An 18634-nucleotide genomic window follows, 5' to 3' on the forward strand; every position below is an offset into this window, starting at 1 on the left:
GAATTTTCTCCGTGTTTGATTCAGGAAACGAAATAGCCGGTGAGCTGATAGCCGATCAGGATGAAACCGGCACACATCATCGCTACGTTGGCGGTGTACGCATGGCGCCAGAAACTAGCTGTTCGGCGCCAGTAGCTCATTGCGATCAGAATAGTGCCGAGCGCGATCAACTGCCCGATTTCAACGCCGACATTGAATGCCAAAAGATTTGGAATCAGGCCATCGGGCGAGATGTTGTATTCGATGATCTTGGTTGACAGGCCGAATCCGTGAAAGAGTCCGAATACGACTGTTGCGACTTTCGTGTTGGGCTGGAAGCCGAGCCAACGCTGAAATGCGCCGATGTTGTCGAGCGCCTTGTAAACCACCGAAAGACCGATGATCGCGTCGATGATGTAGCTGTTTATCCCGACGTTGAAATACACGCCAAGCAGCATCGTGGTTGAGTGGCCGATGGCAAATAGCGTCACATACAGGGCGATATGCTTCATCCGGTACAGGAAGAAGATTACGCCAAGCAGGAACAGGATATGGTCGTATCCCGTCGCCATATGTTTCGCCCCTAGATACATAAAAGGGATGAGGTTGACGCCGGATATTTCCTGGATGTAGCCCTTATCGCCCTCGGCAACGGCATGGGCGAGTGCCTGATTCGCGCACGCGAACAGCAGGATAGTCGTCGCCATAAGAAACAGGGAAGTCCGTTGCCAGGTCGGTCGATGGCGATCCGGCATTACTTCAAGTGATCTTTCACGCATGAATTTCATACCTCAATTACTCACCTAAGAATCCATGTGGTTCGGGTGCGGCAAGCGTCTTTCTCGTTCGCCGCGCCATGCGAACCGTTGAAATTGGCGTCTTGCTTACGCCGGCGCGGTGTCCTGGCTATCGGTGCGCCGATGGATGAGGCGATACAGGGCCGGCAGCACCAGTAACGTCAACAGCGTCGAGGAAACAATGCCGCCAATGACGACGGTTGCAAGGGGTCGTTGCACTTCCGCACCCGTTCCGACGTTGACGGCCATCGGGACGAAACCAAGGCTTGCAACCAGCGCAGTCATCAGTACCGGGCGTAGCCGCGTCATCGCGCCGTTCACGATGGCATCGTGAATCGGCGTGCCTTCGTGGTGCAGCTTGCGAATGAAGCTCACCATCACCAGGCCGTTGAGCACCGCCACACCGGATAGGGCGATGAATCCAACCCCTGCCGAAATCGAAAGCGGAATATCGCGTAGCCACAATGCGGCAACGCCGCCTGTCAGTGCCAATGGCACGCCGCTAAAGACGACTGTGGCGTCCCGGCCCGAGCCGAAGGCCATGAACAGAAGGCCGAAGATCAGAACCAGTACAGCCGGCACGACGACGGACAGCCGTTGGCTCGCCGAAATGAGTTGCTCGAACGTGCCTCCGTAATTGACCCAATAGCCCTCTGGCAGTGTGATTTCGCGGCTTACGCGCTCACGCAGTTCTTCCACGAACGACCCTAAATCGCGTCCGCGCACATTGCTGGTAATGACGATCCGGCGTTTACCGTTCTCGCGGCTGATCTGATTGGGGCCGGGTGCCACTTCGATTGACGCAAGCTGGCCAAGCGGTACGTAACCGGCTTGGCCCGGTGCGGCAGCAGTGCCGCTCGGGACGGGAATGGGTAGTGTCGCCAGTGCTTTAGGGTCTTGGCGCTGCGCTTCGGGCAACCGAACCACAATATCGAAGCGGCGATCGCCCTCAAACACCTGACCAGCGACGGCACCACCAAGAGCGATTGCCACCGTCTGCTGTATGTCAGCGATCGCCAGACCGTATCGAGACAGTGCATCCACGTTCGGCGTGATCGTCATCAGCGGCAGGCCCGTAATCTGTTCGAGCGCCACGTCAGCAGATCCCTCGATACTCTCGGCCACGGCTTCAAGCTTGGAGCCTAGTTGGGCCAGTTGCTCCATGTCATCGCCATACACCTTGATCGCCACCTCGGCTCGAACACCCGCGATCAACTCATTCATGCGCATCTGCACGGGCTGAGTGAACTCGTAGTTGTTGCCGGGAATGGTGTTCACCGCCTTTTCCAGCTCGGCAAGCAATACGGCTCTCGGTTTGCGCGGATCGGGCCATTCGCTGCGATCCTTGAGCATGATGAAAGTGTCAGCTACCGAAGGCGGCATGGGATCAGTCGCAACCTCGGCAGTACCGATCTTGGCAAAGACTTCCTCAACCTCTGGAAACTCCTTGATCCGCGCTTCCAACTGGCGCTGCATGCCAATCGCCTGGGTCAGACTCGTTCCGGGAATCCGCATCGCGTGCAAGGCGATGTCGCCTTCATCCAGATTAGGGATGAACTCGGTGCCAAGGCGCGTTGCAAGCAAACCAGACAGCACTACCAACACCGCTGCCGCCGCGACGACGGCGACTCTCAGCCTGATTGCCTTCTGGAGAAGTGGCGCATAGAAGCGGCTGATGCCCCGCATCACCTTGGTTTCCTTCTCGGAAACCTTGCCGGTGACAAACAACGCGACCGCAGCGGGCACGAAAGTCAGGGACAACACCATCGCACCAGTCAATGCGATCACGACGGTAAGAGCCATCGGATGGAACATCTTTCCTTCCACACCCGATAGCGCGAATATTGGAAGGTAAACCGCCGTGATGATGAACAATCCGAACAGGGCAGGCTTGATGACCTCTGCACTGGCGCTCGAAACCAGCGAGAAACGCTCATCGCGGGTCAACAGCCGACCGAGCTGGTGCTGTCGTTCGCTGAACCTGCGTAAGCAGTTCTCCACGATGATGACCGCGCCATCGACAATCAGGCCGAAATCCAGTGCGCCCAAGCTCATCAGGTTGGCCGAGATTCGGTTTTGCACCATGCCGGTGATCGTCAGCAGCATGGCGAGCGGAATGACCGCTGCGGTTATCAGGGCTGCGCGCAGGTTGCCTAGCAACATGAACAGCACGGCAATCACCAGCAACGCGCCTTCCAGAAGATTCTTCTGCACGGTTGCGATGGTGCGATCAACGAGTTGAGTGCGGTCATAAACCGCGTGCGCTCGGACTCCCTCGGGAAGTGTCGCGTCGATTTCAGCGAGCTTTTCTACCGTGCGCTGTGCAACCGCTCGGCTGTTCTCGCCAATCAGCATGAATGCTGTTCCCAGCACGACCTCCTTGCCGTCTTTTGTGGCCGCGCCGGTTCGCAGTTCGCTACCTTCCAGAACTTCCGCCACGTCGGACATTCGGAGTGGCAGCCCATCGCGCGTTGCCACGACAATCTTCCGCAGTCGCTCGATGTCGCCTACCTGTCCGGGGATGCGGATCAGGTACTGCTCGCCGTGACGTTCGATGTAGCCGGCACCGACGTTGGCGTTGTTCCGCGCAACGGCGTTCAGCACGTCGTTCATCGTCAACTCGTAGGCCAGTAGCTTGACCGGATCGGGTGTGATGTGGAACTGACGCACGTAACCGCCGATGGTGTTGACCTCGGTGACGCCTTTCAGATTGCGGAGCTGCGGACGCACCGACCAGTCTTGCAATGTGCGCAGCGCCGTCGGTGTCCATATTTCCTCGTAGCCCTTTTCGGGTTCCAAGGTATACATGAATATCTCGCCCAGGCCGGTTGCCACCGGCCCGAGAGAAGGATTCAGGCCCGCCGGAAGTTGCGAAGATGCCTGCTGCAAGCGTTCGGCGACCTGCTGGCGGGCAAAGTAAATATCAGTACCGTCCTCAAAGACCGCAGTGACTTGCGACAGGCCGTAGCGGGAAATCGAGCGGGTGTATTCCAACCGGGCGAGGCCAGCTAGCGCCGTCTCAACCGGAAAAGTGACGCGCTGCTCAGCCTCCATTGGCGAGTAGCCCGGCGCCTCAGTATTGATCTGTACCTGGACGTTGGTAATGTCCGGTATCGCGTCGATCGGTAAGCGGCTGTAGTTCCAGATGCCCAGCCCGGACAGGGCCAGCACCAATAGAAGCACGAGCCAGCGATGCGCGATGGACGCGCGAATGATACGTTCGAGCATATCCGCGCCCTCAGTGATCGTGGCTTGCGCCAGACTTTTCGATGTCTTGGCGTATCAGGAAACTTTGCTCGGCCACGTAGTTTGTGCCGGGCTTGAGTCCGTTAGTCACTTCGGCGTATTCACCATCGCGCTCGCCAAGTTCGAGCATTCGGACTTCGTATGTCTCGCCAACCTGTGCGAAAACCACGGTGAAGTCTCGGAATCTCTGCAACCCGGACTCCTTTACCGCCAGTGATACCTTGCGCGTGCCTACTGTGACCTCGGCCGCCACGGTCATGCCAGGGCGCCAGCGCCCCTCCGGGTTCGGGATGCTGACGCGGGCAATGACGCTTTGGCCGCTGCCAGCCACCGGCAACAATCGCTGGATCTTTCCGCTGGCTTCGGTCTTCCCGGTGGCTGACCGGATTCGTACCGGCTGCCCTGGCTGTAGGGCTTCGGCATCGGTGCCGATGGCGCGCAGGTCGATCCATACGTAGGACGGGTCAGCCAACTCGAACAGCGCACCTGCTTCAGCCACATCACCGACGTTCGTGTTGCGTGCGAGCACCACGCCGTCGAACGGTGCGGTAATCGGGTAGGTGCGCATGCTGTCGTTGCCCTCCACGATGGCCAGCGTCTGGCCGCGGCGGACTCGCTCGCCCTGTTGCACGTTCACTGACCGCACGATGCCAGGGAAGCGTGCGCGAACCGCTGCGTGTCTGTCGGCATCCAGAACAACGGTTCCCATCAGCCGCACAACGTCTCGGATGACTGCCGGCCCCGCTGATTCGGTCTTGATGCCAGCATCCTTGGCGATACCAGCCGGAATGCTTACGCGACCCTCATAGGATTCATAAGACCAAGTGGACTTCTTTCCGGCGTGTTCGGCGGTCACGGCGACATCGAAAGAATGCGGCTCGGTCACTTCACCGCTGCCGACCAGATAGTTGCCTTCTGGCCTGAACGTGAATTGGTTGACCTCGCCATCCAAACGGGAGAGCTTGATCGTTGCGGCAACATCAGCGGGGGCAACTGGCTTGCCGTCACGATAGGCGTAGAGCCTGTAATGCGGGGGGGCGTTGGTTTCGTAGATGGTGACCTCCAAAGCGAAGTCACCGTCGCGGAGTAGCCGCCCATTGTTTGGGCCGCGCTCATAGCTTCCGCTGGCTTGGGCACTGGCCGCCTCTTTGGGCTTGTCGCCGCCAGGGCTGCATGCGGCGGCAAGTACACAAAGGAGCAGCAGGGAAAGAATGCGAATCATGGTGCGGTGTCCTCAACGGTGGCGGTGAGGCGTTCCACCTCGACCAGCAGAAGGTGATAGCGGGTGGCGGCTTCCACAGCTCGCGCACGCAGGTCGAATAGCGTTCGCTGCGCTTGAGCCAACGACAAATAGGAGAATCGGCCTTGCTCGAAGCCGCGACGAGTCGTTGCCAGGGCGCTTTCAGCCATAGGCAGCATTCGTGCGCGTAGCGACTCAGCCTCTGTCCGTGCGCGCGTGAGTTCTTGATACTTGTCGAACAGCGCCTGATGGCGCTCAAAACGTTCGGCGTCACGCCTCGCTTCAAGCGCAGCAAGCTCCGCATTGGCCTGGGATACCGCGTATCCAGAGCGCGTCGGGCTGCCCAGCGGCACCGAGATCGACATCACTACGCCGTGATCCTTGTAGGCTTCCAAACGCCGAATGCCCAAGCTGACGTCGATGTTGGGTTTGGCTTCGGCCTCCGCGAGCCGGCGGCGGGCGCCGATGGTGTCGGCCCGCAAACGCGAAGCCCACAGTTCCGGCGTCATGGGCAAACGGGCGGCCAGCGTCTCGAATGGCGCCACGGTCGGCAAGGTTTGGAGGTCGCCGACGACCTCGCCGAAGTCGGGGATCGTTGCCCCCCAGCTTGCGGCCAAAGTCATCTTGGCGCTTGCCAGTTCGTGTTCAGCACTCTCCCGATTCAGTTGGGCCTCAGCGACTGCAATATCGGCAGCCTGCAAATCTGAATCAGGATTGCGTGCGGCTTTTACCCACGCAGCAACCTCTTGCCGCGTGCGTTCCGCTTGCTTGATGCGTTCCTCGGCATAGGTCAATCGCTGTTGCCTGGCGAGCACTTCAATGAAGCGGGCCGTCGTTGAACTAGCCAGGTCTATCCGCGTTTTGGTGGCCTGGTGCTCTTGTTCTCTCAGCTCGGCTTGTCCTAGCGTTTGGCGAGCCTCACGCTTGCCGCCGAGTTCTATGACCCGACCGATGCGCAATGTCGTTTCAGCCGAGCGGATACCTCGCAGGTTGCCGTTCCCAGCGACGTTCTCAACCTCGCCGCCAATGGTGTAAGGCGGTGGCAGGGCTTCGCGCTGTGTGCGCGCTCGGACGGCCTGGAGCTGCGCCGTTTCGGCGGCGATGGATGGGTGGGCGGCCAGTGCTCGGGAGACTGCCTCCTCCAATCGCAGGGGTTCGGCGGCCAGGGCTGCGGATGTACCGCAGGCTCCGACAAACACCAAGGCTACTAAGCGGATCAAATTCATGAAAATCCTCACGACGACGACAGGTGGCGAGCAAACGATTCCGCGTCATGGCTGCTCGCACACGCCTGAGTGGAGTCGTCATAAAACCGATCATCCATCGGTTTTTCAGGCAAAAAAACACAGCACGCGCGCATATGGACTTACCTCGTCATCACAGTGATGAGAGATTCGGTCACGGAATGCAGCCAGCCGGTAGATAGGCTGCAAAACGCCAGAACAAGAATGCCCAGCATCGGCCCCAGGTATGAGACAGACGAGTGCTTGGACGACAGCAACGCCTCGACACGCTCAGGGACGAAATCGGAAAAGAACGCCATAGCCAAAGGCATCTGTTTCTTGGCGTGTTGCCGAAATATCTTTTCTACTGCAACGATGGTTTCGGCTACGGCGACAGGGCATCCCACTTCGTTTGCAGCAGCGAAATCACAACGCTGTTCCAAGGCGAGTTCCAGATCGCGCAACAGCCGGCGACGAGTGCCCGGCAACTGGATGCTCGACAAGACGACAGCGATCAGGCGATGCAGCACATCTCGATTGGCGATATGAGCCTGTTCGTGCGCCAGCACCACGCGCAATTGCGTTGGGTCGAGTCGCCGCATCAACGAGGTTGAAAGCAGGATGTGGCCATTCCCGACGCCACAAGCCAGCGCCATAGGCTGATCGACATCAAGCACGCGAAGTTTGTCTGGATGCCCCGGACGCCAGCTCAGGCGCACCATCGAGGCAAGGGTTCGACGAGCACGCCAAAGGCCAACTGCGGCCCGTAAAGCCAGCCAAACCGCGTATCCCGCCAACAATGCCAATGCTCCCCATAGCCAGGCACTTTGCCCATTGCCGCTCGGGTGCCAAACGCACAGGTGCAGCAGCGTGTCAGCGTGCGCAGAGCAGGCAGCGGCAAATCTGGCCGAATCATCAAACATCGACGGCATGGCGATGGTCATGGCCGTATAGGCAATACCCGCCAATGCGGGTGTTACCAGCATCCACCAAGACACTCTTGCTCGCTGATAGGGGGTCTTTCCCGACAGCGCACGGCGTAATGGGCGCTCGCAGGCTCCAATCAGCAGGGTAAGCGTTACTGCCAGCACGAAGCCGGATAGCAATGCGAACTGAAGTAGTGGGCCATAACTCGTCATCACGGCTGATCCAATTCAGCGCGACGACGGGCAATCAACTCCTCCAGCCTCTTGAGCTGGTCATCATCCGCCCTTGCAGCAAGATCGACAAAGGCGCTCAACAACGCATCCGGCTGCGGGCCTGCGACACGACGCACCGTGGACTCGACCAGCTTCTGGATCAGTTCCCGGCGAGATACTCGTGCCGAGTATTCGTAGGCATGGCTGATCTTTTCGCGCTGGAGCATGGCCTTGCGAAACAGACGTTCTAGCGTGGATTGCACGGTGTTCAAGGAAATCGAGCGAGACTGCCCAATGCGCGCGTACACCGCCTTGGTGTCGGACGGGCCGAAGCGCCAGATGTCTTCGAGCACGGCGATTTCCAGATCGCCAAGTGTTGGTACGCTGTGGTTGGTCAATGTTGTCGGCTCCGAGCTTTGACTCGAACTCAAGAGTATCCACCACAAAAAACCGACCGTCAATCGGTTTATTGTGCGACCCCGTGCCGGACACTGCTATCGTAGGAAGTTAACCAACGGCAGGCCCACGCTGCCGTCCTATCTCCCAGGACACGCCGCCGCCGCGCACCGTAGCGGCAAGCTGCTGGCCCAGCCGCTGCTCGACCACCGGCCGCCACGGCACCAGACTGAACCCCTTGCCGTCATCGAGCATGGCGTAGCGCCCACTGGCGAGCATGACGCTGCGCCGGTAGATACCGGCCACGCGCTGACCGTCACCCGCAGGCCGATGTTCCAAGCCGGTTTCGGCCGCAATGTCCTTGGCGGCCTGCGCCAGCTCCCGATTGCGCAGCGTGCCCAGCAGGTTGCGCGCGAGGATCACGCGCTGCCCACGCCGCTCGGCCAGCCCCTGTTCGGCCAGGAAGTCGGCGCGCTGCTGCATTGCCTGCTTGGCCTCGCCGCCAAAGCCCAGGTCGCCCAGGCCCGAGCCGCCGCCGATCAACTGCTGGTCAAGCCAGGTGGCCCCGATAACGCGGGCCTGCCGCTCGATGGGCAGGTGCGATTTCAGTTCCACGGCCACGCCGCCCAGGCGCTGCGCGTCGTAGCGGCGGCCCTGTTCGGCCAAGTCGTCCGGCACCTTCCATAGTCCCTCGGCCACGCGCTCCACGATGCCAGCGCGGCGCAGGGCTTCCAGCCGGCGGACGTGGGCCGCGACGACTTCCTGCGGATCGCGGCCCGGTACGGCCTGACCCTGCGCGATGGCGAGGTGATGATCGGTGCGGTACAGGCCACCGCTCGCCAGTGCGGCGATGTTCTTGTCGGCGGCGCGCACGTCGGCCGATCCCTTCACCTCCACCACGGCACCGGCTGGGTAGTTCGCCAGCTCGTCGCGGGCGTTGAGCGCGACGTAGTGGGCCTTGCCATCCACCCCGTCGATGACCAGATAGCCCCGGTCGCGCAGTTCGTCGGCCAGCCCCTTCGCGGCCACGCGGCCGAGGATGGTTCGGCCATCCTCGCCCGGCTCGAACACCGCCAGCTCGCGCGGCTGGCCGCTCATGGCCCGCTGCATGGTGCGGATGATGTCGCCACGCTCGCCCAGGGCGCGCAGGGTCTTTTCGGCGTCGGTATGGACCGCCCAGGTGCCCGGCTGCGTTTCGTCGGCCAGGCCCAGACGCTGCAAGCGTTGCAGCCGGCCGATCAGCAGCAGGCGCTGGCGTTGCAACCTCGGCTCGTTGAGCCGTTCGACATGCACCAGGCCATCGTCGCCCAGCTCGCGCTTGAGCGTGCGATCCAGGCTCGTCCACCGCTCCTGTTCCACCTCGCGCTGCAAGGTCTGCTGGATCTCCAGCTCGGTGCGTGGCCCCAGCCACTCGGTCGCCAGTTCGGCCGCACGATGGCGGAAGCCATCGGCGATGTAGTCGCCCGCGATGATGAGGTCTTTGCCGGTGTCATCGCGCCCGCGCACGACGATGTGCGTGTGCGGGTTGTCGGTATTCCAGTGGTTGACCGCCACCCAATCGAGGCCCGTGCCCAGGTCGGCCTCCATGCGGCCCATGAGGTGCCGCGTGTAGGTGCGCAGGTCTTCGAGTTCCGGGCCATCCTCGGGTGAGAGGATGAAGCGGAAATGGTGTCGGTCGTCGGCGCAGCGTTCCTTGAAAGCGTCGAGGTCGGCGGCATCGGTCTGCGGCCCGTAGGCTTGGCCCGGCTCGCCATCGCGGCCCACGCCGTCGCGCTCGATGTAGCGCAGGTGCTTGGCGAGCGACTGCGGGCTGGCCTGGCGCTGGTTGACCAGCAGCGTCTTGATGGTCACGCGCCGCGACATGGGCGTCAGCTTCGCTCCGGCGAAGCGCGCGGCCGGGGGGGCCCCCCCCCCCCCCCCCCCCGCCGATGGACACGTCCCCCGTGCAAAGTCCTACTCCCATCGTCACCGGCCCCCGCGAATTCGAGTTCGCCGACCGTGATTTCCGCCGCGTCTGCGACCTGATCTACCAGCGCGTGGGCATTGCCCTCGCGCCGGCAAAGCGCGACATGGTCTATGGCCGCCTGTCGCGCCGCCTGCGCACGCTCGGCATGCGCAGCTTCCAGCAGTACCTGGATCATCTGGAACAGGAGGATGGCGATGAGTGGCAGGCGTTCACCAATGCGCTGACCACCAACCTGACCTCGTTCTTCCGCGAGCCACACCACTTCGACAAGCTGCGCGAGGAACTGCAGCAGCGCAACGGCCGCACGCCGCTGCTGCTGTGGTCGTGCGCCGCGTCCACCGGCGAAGAGCCCTACTCGATGGCGATCACCGCCTGTGAAGCGTTCGGCACGCTGAAGCCGCCGGTACGCATCGTCGCCACCGACGTCGACACCCAGGTACTGGCCACTGCAGGCCGTGGCGTCTACAGCATCGATCGTGTCGCCAACCTCGATCCGGACCTGCGCCGCCGCTACTTCCAGCGCGGCAGCGGCCCCAACGAAGGCCAGTGCCGCGTGCTGCCGGCGCTGCGCGACCTGATCGAGTTCCGCCCGCTGAACCTGCTGGCCCCGCGCTACGACGTCGGCGGCCCGTTCGATGCACTGTTCTGCCGCAACGTGATGATCTACTTCGACAAGCCCACCCAGCGCGCCATCCTCGGCCGCCTGGTGCAGCACCTGGCCGACGACGGCCTGCTGTACACCGGCCACTCGGAGAACTACCTGCACGCGGCCGACCTCATCCAGCCCTGCGGGCGCACCCTGTACCGCCGTGCGGCAAAGGCCGGCGCATGAATGCCTCGCTGCGTACCGACGATGTGATGCGCTACCAGGACGCGCGCTTCAAGACCATCGCCGCCAAGCTGCTGCCCACCCAGTACCTGGTCGTCGATGACACCACCGCGCTGACCACCACGCTCGGTTCCTGCGTGGCGGCCTGCCTGCGCGACCCGGTACTGAAGATCGGTGGCATGAACCACTTCCTGCTGCCCGAAGGCAACGCCGGTGATGGCGCCCCCGCGCGCTACGGCAGCTACGCGATGGAACTGCTGATCAACGACATGCTCAAGCGCGGCGCGCACCGCAAGCGCATCGAAGCCAAAGTGTTCGGCGGCGCCAACGTGCTCAAGGGCTTCACCAGCAACCCGGTCGGCACCCGCAACGCCGAGTTCGTACGCCAGTACCTGCAGGCCGAGCACATCCCGATCATCGCCGAGGACCTGTGCGGCATCCATCCACGCAAGATCTGGTTCTTCGCCGATACCGGCCGCGTGGTGGTGCAGCGCCTGCCGCACGCCCATGAAGCCGAAGTGGCCGCGACCGAATCTGCGGTGCGTGCCCGCCTGTCCAAGGCTCCGGTCACCGGTGGCGTGGAGCTGTTCGAATGACCCTGACCGGCAACGCCCCCTGCCGGGTCCTGATCGTCGACGACTCTGCCGTCGTGCGGCAGATGCTCACCGAGATCCTGTCCAGCGATCCGGCCATCGACGTGGTCGGCACCGCCGCCGACCCGCTGCTGGCGCGCGAGAAGATCAAGCGCCTGGCCCCGGACGTGATCACGCTGGACGTGGAAATGCCGCGCATGGACGGGCTGGCGTTCCTGGAAAACCTGATGCGCCTGCATCCACTGCCGGTGGTGATGATCTCCTCGCTGACCGAGCGCGGCGCCGACACCACCCTGCAGGCATTGTCACTGGGCGCAGTCGATTTCGTCTCCAAGCCCAAGCTCGATGTGGCCCGTGGGCTGCAGGGCTACGCCGATGAGATCATCGCCAAGGTGAAGATGGCGGCGCGCTCGCGGGTACGTCCGCTGGTGCGCGCTGCCACGCCAAAGCTCACGCTCGAAGCCGCTCCGGCAATGCGCCCGGCCGCACCGCAGTTCCGTACCACCGACCGCCTGATCGCGATCGGCTCATCCGCCGGTGGCACCGAAGCCCTGCGCGTGGTGCTGGAAGGCCTGCCCGCAGACGCGCCGGCCGTGGTGATGACCCAGCACCTGCCGGCCAGTTTCAGCACGGCCTTCGCCGAACGCCTGGACCGCCACTCGGCGATGGCCGTGCGCGAAGCCAGCGACGGCGAAGCGGTGCTGCCCGGGCATGCCTACCTGCCCCCGGGCGGCAAGCATCTGCGCATCATCCGTGACGGTGCGCGCTGGCGTTGCCGGGTCGACGACGGCCCGGCGGTGAACCGGCACAAGCCGGCGGTGGATGTGCTGTTCCGCTCGGTGGCGCAGAGCGCCGGTGGCAACGCCATCGGTGCCATCCTTACCGGCATGGGCGACGATGGTGCACGCGGCCTGCTGGAAATGCGCCAGGCCGGCGCACCGACGCTGGTGCAGGACGAGGCCAGCAGCGTGGTTTGGGGCATGCCCGGCGCCGCGTTCAAGCTGGGCGCTGCCGAAGAGCAGGTCCCTCTCGAGCGGATTGCCGAACGGCTGCTGGCGCTGGCGCGCGGCTGAGCCCACGCGCAACACACCTTTCCCGAACGGCCGGCCAAGGGGACCCGGCCGTTCTTCATCGCGTTTCCCCAAGGAGCTCCACTGTGGCACTACGCCTGACCTGCCTGCCTGCCGCCATCGCGTTGGGCCTGATGCTGACTCCGCCGGCATCGGCAGAAGAACCCGCTGCCGTCCCGGTACACGACGCTGCCCCTGCCACCGACGCGGCCCGCACCCAAGCAGTCGACGGCGCGGCCACTCCGCCCTCTCCCGATGACTGGAGCACGCGCGTCCAGGTGGTACAGGGCGCGCCTTCCGGCCTGCCCGGACACCGCGATGTCGATCTGAAGCTGCGCCTGGTCTCGCGCGGCGACACCGGCAAAGTCGTCACGCTCAAGCTTGTTCAATTGGCGGCCGCCGCCAAGGCCGGCGGTGGCCGTGTCGATGGCTTCTCGAAGAAGAACCTGCGTGGCACCGTCATCGAATCAGTGTCCAGCCCAGCGGTCGACGAAATCCCCGCACTGCTGCGCCGCCATTTGGCCGAGTACTTCATCGCACATCCGGATGCGCTTCCCGAGCACGCGCAGATCGTCAGCGCAAACGCCGGCCTGTGGTCGCTCACCTACCAGTCGCTGTCGGGCAACGCGGTTCCGTACGATCTGCAGCATGAGGCCACCCTCACCATTGCACAGTCGTCTCCCATCAGCCCGCCCTGGCTGAGCATCACCTGCAGCGATCCCGTACAGACGGCGCCGCTGGAAGATTGGCAGGCAGATGACTACGCGCAGGTCAGGGCCGCGGCACGCCAGTTCGCGCAGCGCTGTGTTGACCGGCTCGTGGAACAGCTGCCCACCGTGTTCCCTTCGCCAAGCGCCCAGCTGGCCGCTGCGATCAGTGCCGCCTCGCTCGATCCAGTGCCAACAGGGGCAGCGACCCAGGACGAGGCCGCAACGGCCACAGGCGCAGGCCATCCGGCACCGGTACTGTCCACGGACTGGATGAAGGTGGTCCACATCGACCACGGCACCGGCACCGATGCCAAGGGCAAGCGTTCCGGCGACGCAGACCTGCGACTGGTGACCCGATCGGACATGGGCGTGGCCACGCTGGCCAAGATGAACATCTTCGCCCTGGCCGTGGTCGGTGCACGCAAGGCGCGTGGCTTCTCCAAGGACACCCTGCGCGGCGACACCGTCGAAGGCGTGTCCAGCCCCGCAGTGGCGCGGGTGCCGGCACTGCTGCAGCAGCGTCTTTCCGAGTACTTCAATGCCTATCCCGACGCGGTTCCCAGCGCCCCCGTGACCGTGCGGGCCGACCCGCACGAATGGGCGCTGGTCTACGGGCAGCTCAGTGGCTCGCAGATCCCCTACGAGCTCAAGCACCGCACCACGATCGAGGTGCTGCCGGCCCCGGGCGCATCGGCCATGACCGTTGACTGCACCGATGGCACGCAGTCGGCAGCGCTGCCACAGTGGCAGGCGGATGACTATGCCGAAGTGAGGAGCGTGGCCGACGAGCTGGCCGAGCAGTGCGTGGCACGATTCGTCGCGCGTCTGCCAGAAGCGTTTCCGTCCGCGAAGCGCGCCGCCGCGCCTGCCAGCGCCGTTGCCGCTGCCCTGCCCGACGGCAATCGCTCCCGCATCCGCATCTTCGGTGCCAACGGCCGCAGCATCACCATGCATATCGGTGGCCAATGCCGCGGCGACGCGCGAAGGAAGGTCGTGGTCGCGCGCAGCAACAGCGCGGCCGTAGGCAGCCTGGTGGGCGGCAGCCCGCAGAACATTTCCATCGGAATGCCGGAAACCGACACCGTGCGTGCGATGAAGAGCGTCCTGTTCTCGAACCCGAACTTCCAGGAGTATTCGGTGGAGGCCGGCAAGCCGTTGATCTTCGACGCACAATTCCAGAACGTTGCCCATCTCCGCTGCGGAGCAGCACCGGACTCGCTGTCGATCCAGTTCGTGCCGAAGGCGGGTCAGGACTACGAAGTGATGATGCGGCTCGAGAACGAGATGTGCGTGCTGGAGAGCAGGCAGGTGGCTGCCGATGGCAGCCTGCGCGTCAACCTCGTGCACGCCCCGAAGGCGTGTGCCGCGCAGTAAGGCGTCGGCACCGCGGCAGGAGCAACGCCGTTGCCAGGCAGTGCCGGGCAACGGCATCGCTACCGCGTGATCACAGCTTGAACGACACCGGTACGCGGATCTCGCCAGGCACGGGTACGCCATCCTCGCTGGCCGGCAGGTAGCGCCACTTGCGTGTCGCCGCCTGCGCCGCCTCATCCAGTTCCGGCCAGCCGCTGCTCTGCAGCACGGTCACGCCGGCCCACTGCCCGTCGGCTGCCACCTGCACCATCAGGATCGCTTCCCCCTCTTTCTCATCACGGAATGCCTGCGACGGATAGCGCGGCGGATTACTGTGCTTGGTCTCCATCACGATCGACGCCGGCACGTGCGCCGGCCGAGCGCGCTCGACAGCGGCGTGCTGCACCGCCTGCTGCGCCATCGCGGCGTGCCCCATCATCAGCGTGGCCAGCACCACCGCAGTGCCAGCCCAGTGCCCGCAGCGCGTGCGGCTCCCCTTCAATCGATCCTGCAACATCCGTGTACTCCAACAAGCGAGGCGGCAAGTCTAACGCTGCACGCACAAAAAAGTGCCGGTGTCAATTCTTTCGCGCAAATCAAGAAGGACTTGAAACCGTATATGGGACAGTAGGTTAGCTCCTTTCGGGGCCGCTTAGAAGAAGAGCGGCGTTGTCGGCTAGGAGCGACATAGGAGCGTTGGGAGAGAAAGCCGCATCGCACTGTGTAGTGCTGGATTGCCGAGGAACGGCGGGCCTGTCGCATCATCATAGCCCAACAGGCTCGGCGGCATCCAGAATGAAGAACGCGCAGCCTGGGCTGCGCGTTCGATGGATGCCGTTGAATAGCATGCGGTGCAATCATGGCGGCTTCGGTGGTGTGCTGCGGGTCGCCGTGCCCTTCCTGAATCCTCGATCCCCCGCCATGAACGCTTCCAGCATATGCGGGATCAGCGTCGCCGCATCAACGGCCTCGCCATACGCCTGCGCGTGTAGCGCGGCGTAGCGGTCGAGGTCGACTTTCAAGCTGGTCGGGCAAACGAAAGTCAGCTTGGTGCTCTCGGTCTTCGGCAGCGGGCCGAGCCGCAGCTTCTTGGTCGTGCTCATCGTGAAGTCCCCCGGTTGAAGAACAGCGGCTGGTACGGCCGCAGCACCAGATCCCGGTTGACGATGATGCGAACCGGCAGGCCCGGCCGTTGCGTTAAGGTCGGCTGGATGTTGAGGTTGCGCCGGGTCATCTCCTGGCCGACCTGATTGATGCTGTCCTGCGCGCTGTCGCGCCCAGCGATGATGACGCGATCACCATCCTGCCGGTTCTCCGGCGCGGCCAGCTCGGCACCGACGCCCAGCAGCGTGGTGAGTGCCGCACCGGCAAAGATGCGGCCCCAGTGGTAGTCCACATCGTCCTCCAGCCCGGCATAGCCGGCTGGGTCGGTGCCGGCCAGGTTGTCGAGCGTGAGCGAAGACGTGTCCGGCAGGATGATCCGGTTCCAGACGACTTGAACGCGGCTCTGCCCGTAGCTGACCTGGCTGTTGTATTTGCCCAGGATGCGCGAACCCTGCGGAATCAGCAGGAAGCGCCCGGTGGCTGTGTCATAGACCGGCTCCGTCACCGTGGCGATCACGTCGCCGGGCAAGTCCGACTTGATGCCCGTCACCAAGGCACCTGCGACCACTGTTCCGGCCATAACCTGATACGGCGAAATTGGCAGAGTCAGATTGCCGGAATTACGGGTTTCAGTGGGGCCAGCTTTCATGAAAGCCTCTTTCTGGTCTTGCCGGTTTTGCACCGCTGTCGGGTCAGCAGGTTGGGCCGCCGTGGAGGCCGGCCCGGCCGCCAGCGGGTCAAACGCCGCATTGGCGGCGAAGCCCGGCGCAGCGGCCACCTGTGTCTGCGCTACCGGCGCCGCATTCTGCCCACCCGAGCGGAAGAACACGGACGAGGCCGCGGCCGCCTCGGCTTCTTTTCGCAGGGCATCGTTCGGGTCGTGACCGGGGGCCGCGTAGGCAGCCGTCGCCGGTTGCTGCGACTTCACGATAGCCGGGCCAAGATCGCCCGGCAGCGGTGGCCCTAGTTCGGGAACGGCAGGCAGCAACGCCGGCGGCAGCTTGGAATAGTCCGTCGGCAGCGCATCCAGTCCTTCCGACTTTGACACGCGATCGACGTTGTAAAGCTCGGTCTGCTCGCCTGTGCTGCGTCGATGAGGTTGCAGCGACCACATCAGCGCGCCGAGCACGGCGACCGCTAGGACGCCGGCAAGGATGGCCAGCGAGCGCCGGTTCAGGCGTGTGACTGGACGCGGCTGGGCGCGCAGCGCCACTGCCTCCGGCGCCACCTTGTCCGCCTGCGGCGCGGCAAGGTCGGGAGTGTCATCCTGGCTCATGGTCAGTTCCTCCGTGCAACACCATCGGTGCGCTCGATCCGCACCACGTCGCCGCCATCGCCGCCCAGCCGCAGTTCGGCCGCGCCGAACAGGCGATCCACGACGTAGTACGGCGAGCGAAAACGGTAGTTCACCAGTTGCCCGTCGCCCTGCGCGCCGATGACAAACAGCGGCGGCAGCTCGCCCTGGGCGATGCCCGGCGGGAACTGGATATAGACCTTCTCTCCATCATCGAAGGCGCGCAGAGGCTTCCACGGCGGGTTGCTGCCCGATACCGCGTAGCGGAAGCGGATCTTGTCCAGCGACAGGCCCGTATCGACAGGCGTTGTTGCCTGCGCTGCCTGCGCCTGGCGCTGCAACGCGAGCATTCGGTCTTTCGGATAGTCCCAGGACACCGACGCCATCCATGCCCTCTCGGTCGAGGTCAGCTCCAGCAGGTAGGTGCGCCGACTGGTGGTGATGACGAGATTGGTTTTCAGACCGGAGCGGATAGGCTTGACCAGCACATTGACGCGCAGATCGGCCCCGCCGCCGCTGGACGTGTCGCCCACGATCCAGCGCACGGTATCGCCGGCGGCGACCGTTACCAGTTCCTCGCCCGGTTGAAGCGAAACCACCGTCACGCGCCCCGGCGACGCATAGACCTGATAAAGCGCGCCATCGGTGAACGGCCACACCTGAATCGCGTTGACGTAGCCCTCACGGGTAGGCGCGATACGCGCTTCTGCATTGGCACGGGAAACGCGCACCTTTTCGTCGGCCGGCTCCGGCGCAACGGGGGCCTCATCGAGTTCCGGCAGGGGCTTCAACTGCGCCGGCAGCGCCAGCGGTTCAGGGACGGCGACGACTTCGACGGGCTTGGGCGGTTCGGGCAACGGCTGGGCCAGCACCGTCTCGTCGAGCGAGATGGATGGCGGCGGCTTCCCCTGCGAGGCGCAGCCCGCGAGGGCCAGCAGCGTCAAAGGAACAACGTAAAGGCGGAAACGAAGTTTCATGGTTTGGCTCCTTCGGAAGAATCCAGTTCGCGGCTCCATGACAGGCCGTTGACGTAGATACCCAATGGGTTCTTGAGCAGGCGCTGTTCAGTACGCGGGGTTTGCAGGACGGTCGAAAGCACGGCGTTCCAGCGTTCGGTGCCGGCGGGCGCACCGTTGACATAGCGCTGCTCTGTCCAGCGCACGTTGAAAGACGTGTCGCTCGCGCGAACCACGCTGGTGATTTGCACCGTTACCGATTCCTTGCCGATGCGGGCGAATGGGTCATTGGTGCGGGCGTAGTCGTTGAGCACCGCCGCGCCCTTGTCGGTGGTGTAGTCGTAGGCATCGAGCCAGTTCTGCCGCACCACGATGGGGTCGATGGACAGCGAGCGAACCAGCGTCACGAAGCGCGCCAGGTGGTGCGCGATCTGCGCGTCGCCGGGCCGGTACGGCGTGGCGGCCTCTCCCACGGCGCGCACCTGCCCGGCTTGATCGACCTCGATGACATAGGGCGTCACGATGGACTGCGCCGAGCGCCACACCAGGCCGCCGGCCATCAACAGCGCGAGCACTAGGCAGCCGAAGGCCATCAGGCGCCAATTCTTCGCCTGCACGCGGGCGGAGCCGATACGGTCGTCCCACACCTGGGCGGCGGCTTGATACGGGGTGGCAGGCTGCGGCGTATCGGCGTAGCGCACCTGCGGTCGTTTGAATCGCATGGGTGTTCTCCTTGAAG

General features: G+C 63.8%; 15 protein-coding genes and 1 pseudogene. 4 read left to right on the plus strand and 12 right to left on the minus strand.

Translation table 11 applies throughout. The annotated features are described in order from the left end of the window. Window positions 1–20 precede the first annotated feature (20 nt). From O0J73_RS02875 to O0J73_RS02905, 7 genes and pseudogenes are all read right to left on the minus strand, one after another. Window positions 21–686, minus strand: coding sequence for a HupE/UreJ family protein (locus O0J73_RS02875; protein WP_049879081.1), 666 nt, complete (start codon window positions 684–686; stop codon window positions 21–23). 177 nt (window positions 687–863) lie between these two features. Beyond that, the gene (locus O0J73_RS02880; protein WP_033880256.1) at window positions 864–4004 is read right to left on the minus strand and encodes a CusA/CzcA family heavy metal efflux RND transporter; all 3141 of its coding nucleotides are present in this window, start codon (window positions 4002–4004) and stop codon (window positions 864–866) included. A 10-nt stretch (window positions 4005–4014) separates the two neighbouring features. After that, window positions 4015–5244: an efflux RND transporter periplasmic adaptor subunit gene (locus tag O0J73_RS02885; RefSeq protein ID WP_031636927.1), complete on the minus strand. Its 1230-nt coding sequence runs from the start codon at window positions 5242–5244 to the stop codon at window positions 4015–4017. Then, window positions 5241–6488, minus strand: coding sequence for a TolC family protein (locus O0J73_RS02890; RefSeq protein WP_031636928.1), 1248 nt, complete (start codon window positions 6486–6488; stop codon window positions 5241–5243). The genes O0J73_RS02885 and O0J73_RS02890 overlap by 4 nt, the downstream gene beginning before the upstream one ends. Window positions 6489–6628: 140 nt before the next feature. After that, a complete protein-coding gene (locus O0J73_RS02895) occupies window positions 6629–7624 on the minus strand; it encodes a M56 family metallopeptidase (protein WP_031636929.1) in 996 nt (331 codons plus the stop codon). Beyond that, window positions 7624–8022: a BlaI/MecI/CopY family transcriptional regulator gene (locus tag O0J73_RS02900; protein ID WP_023114178.1), complete on the minus strand. Its 399-nt coding sequence runs from the start codon at window positions 8020–8022 to the stop codon at window positions 7624–7626. The genes O0J73_RS02895 and O0J73_RS02900 overlap by 1 nt, the downstream gene beginning before the upstream one ends. Before the next feature lie 109 nt (window positions 8023–8131). Beyond that, a pseudogene (locus O0J73_RS02905) lies at window positions 8132–9916 on the minus strand (relaxase/mobilization nuclease and DUF3363 domain-containing protein); the annotation flags it as partial. A 32-nt stretch (window positions 9917–9948) separates the two neighbouring features. On the opposite strand from O0J73_RS02905, the gene O0J73_RS02910 reads away from it, so the two are divergent. The 4 genes from O0J73_RS02910 (at window position 9949) to O0J73_RS02925 (ending at window position 14562) form a co-directional block, all read left to right on the plus strand. Continuing rightward, complete coding sequence (locus O0J73_RS02910) at window positions 9949–10818, plus strand: CheR family methyltransferase (protein ID WP_006442856.1); 870 nt, start codon at window positions 9949–9951, stop codon at window positions 10816–10818. After that, window positions 10815–11411, plus strand: coding sequence for a chemoreceptor glutamine deamidase CheD (gene cheD, locus O0J73_RS02915; RefSeq protein ID WP_008264676.1), 597 nt, complete (start codon window positions 10815–10817; stop codon window positions 11409–11411). The genes O0J73_RS02910 and cheD overlap by 4 nt, the downstream gene beginning before the upstream one ends. Beyond that, on the plus strand, window positions 11408–12481 hold the full coding sequence (locus O0J73_RS02920) for a chemotaxis response regulator protein-glutamate methylesterase (protein ID WP_008268640.1): 1074 nt from the start codon (window positions 11408–11410) through the stop codon (window positions 12479–12481). The genes cheD and O0J73_RS02920 overlap by 4 nt, the downstream gene beginning before the upstream one ends. An 83-nt stretch (window positions 12482–12564) precedes the next feature. Beyond that, window positions 12565–14562: a hypothetical protein gene (locus tag O0J73_RS02925; protein ID WP_308307963.1), complete on the plus strand. Its 1998-nt coding sequence runs from the start codon at window positions 12565–12567 to the stop codon at window positions 14560–14562. A 70-nt stretch (window positions 14563–14632) separates the two neighbouring features. Here O0J73_RS02925 and O0J73_RS02930 read toward each other — a convergent pair whose 3' ends face one another. From O0J73_RS02930 to trbF, 5 genes are all read right to left on the minus strand, one after another. Continuing rightward, the gene (locus O0J73_RS02930; protein ID WP_308307964.1) at window positions 14633–15058 is read right to left on the minus strand and encodes an energy transducer TonB; all 426 of its coding nucleotides are present in this window, start codon (window positions 15056–15058) and stop codon (window positions 14633–14635) included. A 340-nt stretch (window positions 15059–15398) separates the two neighbouring features. Beyond that, window positions 15399–15644 carry a DUF2274 domain-containing protein gene (locus O0J73_RS02935; RefSeq protein WP_000108283.1) on the minus strand — a complete coding sequence of 82 codons (246 nt, stop codon included), beginning with the start codon at window positions 15642–15644 and terminating at the stop codon, window positions 15399–15401. Next, window positions 15641–16921, minus strand: a complete 1281-nt coding sequence (locus tag O0J73_RS02940; RefSeq protein WP_003092274.1) for a TrbI/VirB10 family protein — start codon at window positions 16919–16921, stop codon at window positions 15641–15643. The genes O0J73_RS02935 and O0J73_RS02940 overlap by 4 nt, the downstream gene beginning before the upstream one ends. Window positions 16922–16923: 2 nt before the next feature. After that, on the minus strand, window positions 16924–17916 hold the full coding sequence (trbG, locus tag O0J73_RS02945; protein WP_000776560.1) for a P-type conjugative transfer protein TrbG: 993 nt from the start codon (window positions 17914–17916) through the stop codon (window positions 16924–16926). After that, window positions 17913–18617: a conjugal transfer protein TrbF gene (gene trbF, locus O0J73_RS02950; protein WP_001211312.1), complete on the minus strand. Its 705-nt coding sequence runs from the start codon at window positions 18615–18617 to the stop codon at window positions 17913–17915. Before trbF ends, trbG begins: the two co-directional genes overlap by 4 nt. Window positions 18618–18634: the final 17 nt, after the last annotated feature.

Source organism: Stenotrophomonas sp. Sm6012 (assembly GCF_030985895.1).
Classification (GTDB): domain Bacteria; phylum Pseudomonadota; class Gammaproteobacteria; order Xanthomonadales; family Xanthomonadaceae; genus Stenotrophomonas; species Stenotrophomonas forensis.

Excerpts from the sequence above, each read along its gene's own strand:
- O0J73_RS02935 (WP_000108283.1), bottom strand. The coding sequence starts at position 15,644 with ATGAGCACGACCAAGAAGCTGCGGCTCGGCCCGCTGCCGAAGACCGAG.
- trbG (WP_000776560.1), bottom strand. The coding sequence starts at position 17,916 with ATGAAACTTCGTTTCCGCCTTTACGTTGTTCCTTTGACGCTGCTGGCC.
- O0J73_RS02940 (WP_003092274.1), bottom strand. The coding sequence starts at position 16,921 with ATGAGCCAGGATGACACTCCCGACCTTGCCGCGCCGCAGGCGGACAAG.
- O0J73_RS02880 (WP_033880256.1), bottom strand. The coding sequence starts at position 4,004 with ATGCTCGAACGTATCATTCGCGCGTCCATCGCGCATCGCTGGCTCGTG.
- O0J73_RS02875 (WP_049879081.1), bottom strand. The coding sequence starts at position 686 with ATGGCGACGACTATCCTGCTGTTCGCGTGCGCGAATCAGGCACTCGCC.
- O0J73_RS02910 (WP_006442856.1), top strand. The coding sequence starts at position 9,949 with ATGGACACGTCCCCCGTGCAAAGTCCTACTCCCATCGTCACCGGCCCC.
- trbF (WP_001211312.1), bottom strand. The coding sequence starts at position 18,617 with ATGCGATTCAAACGACCGCAGGTGCGCTACGCCGATACGCCGCAGCCT.
- O0J73_RS02920 (WP_008268640.1), top strand. The coding sequence starts at position 11,408 with ATGACCCTGACCGGCAACGCCCCCTGCCGGGTCCTGATCGTCGACGAC.
- O0J73_RS02885 (WP_031636927.1), bottom strand. The coding sequence starts at position 5,244 with ATGATTCGCATTCTTTCCCTGCTGCTCCTTTGTGTACTTGCCGCCGCA.
- O0J73_RS02930 (WP_308307964.1), bottom strand. The coding sequence starts at position 15,058 with ATGTTGCAGGATCGATTGAAGGGGAGCCGCACGCGCTGCGGGCACTGG.
- O0J73_RS02895 (WP_031636929.1), bottom strand. The coding sequence starts at position 7,624 with ATGACGAGTTATGGCCCACTACTTCAGTTCGCATTGCTATCCGGCTTC.
- cheD (WP_008264676.1), top strand. The coding sequence starts at position 10,815 with ATGAATGCCTCGCTGCGTACCGACGATGTGATGCGCTACCAGGACGCG.
- O0J73_RS02890 (WP_031636928.1), bottom strand. The coding sequence starts at position 6,488 with ATGAATTTGATCCGCTTAGTAGCCTTGGTGTTTGTCGGAGCCTGCGGT.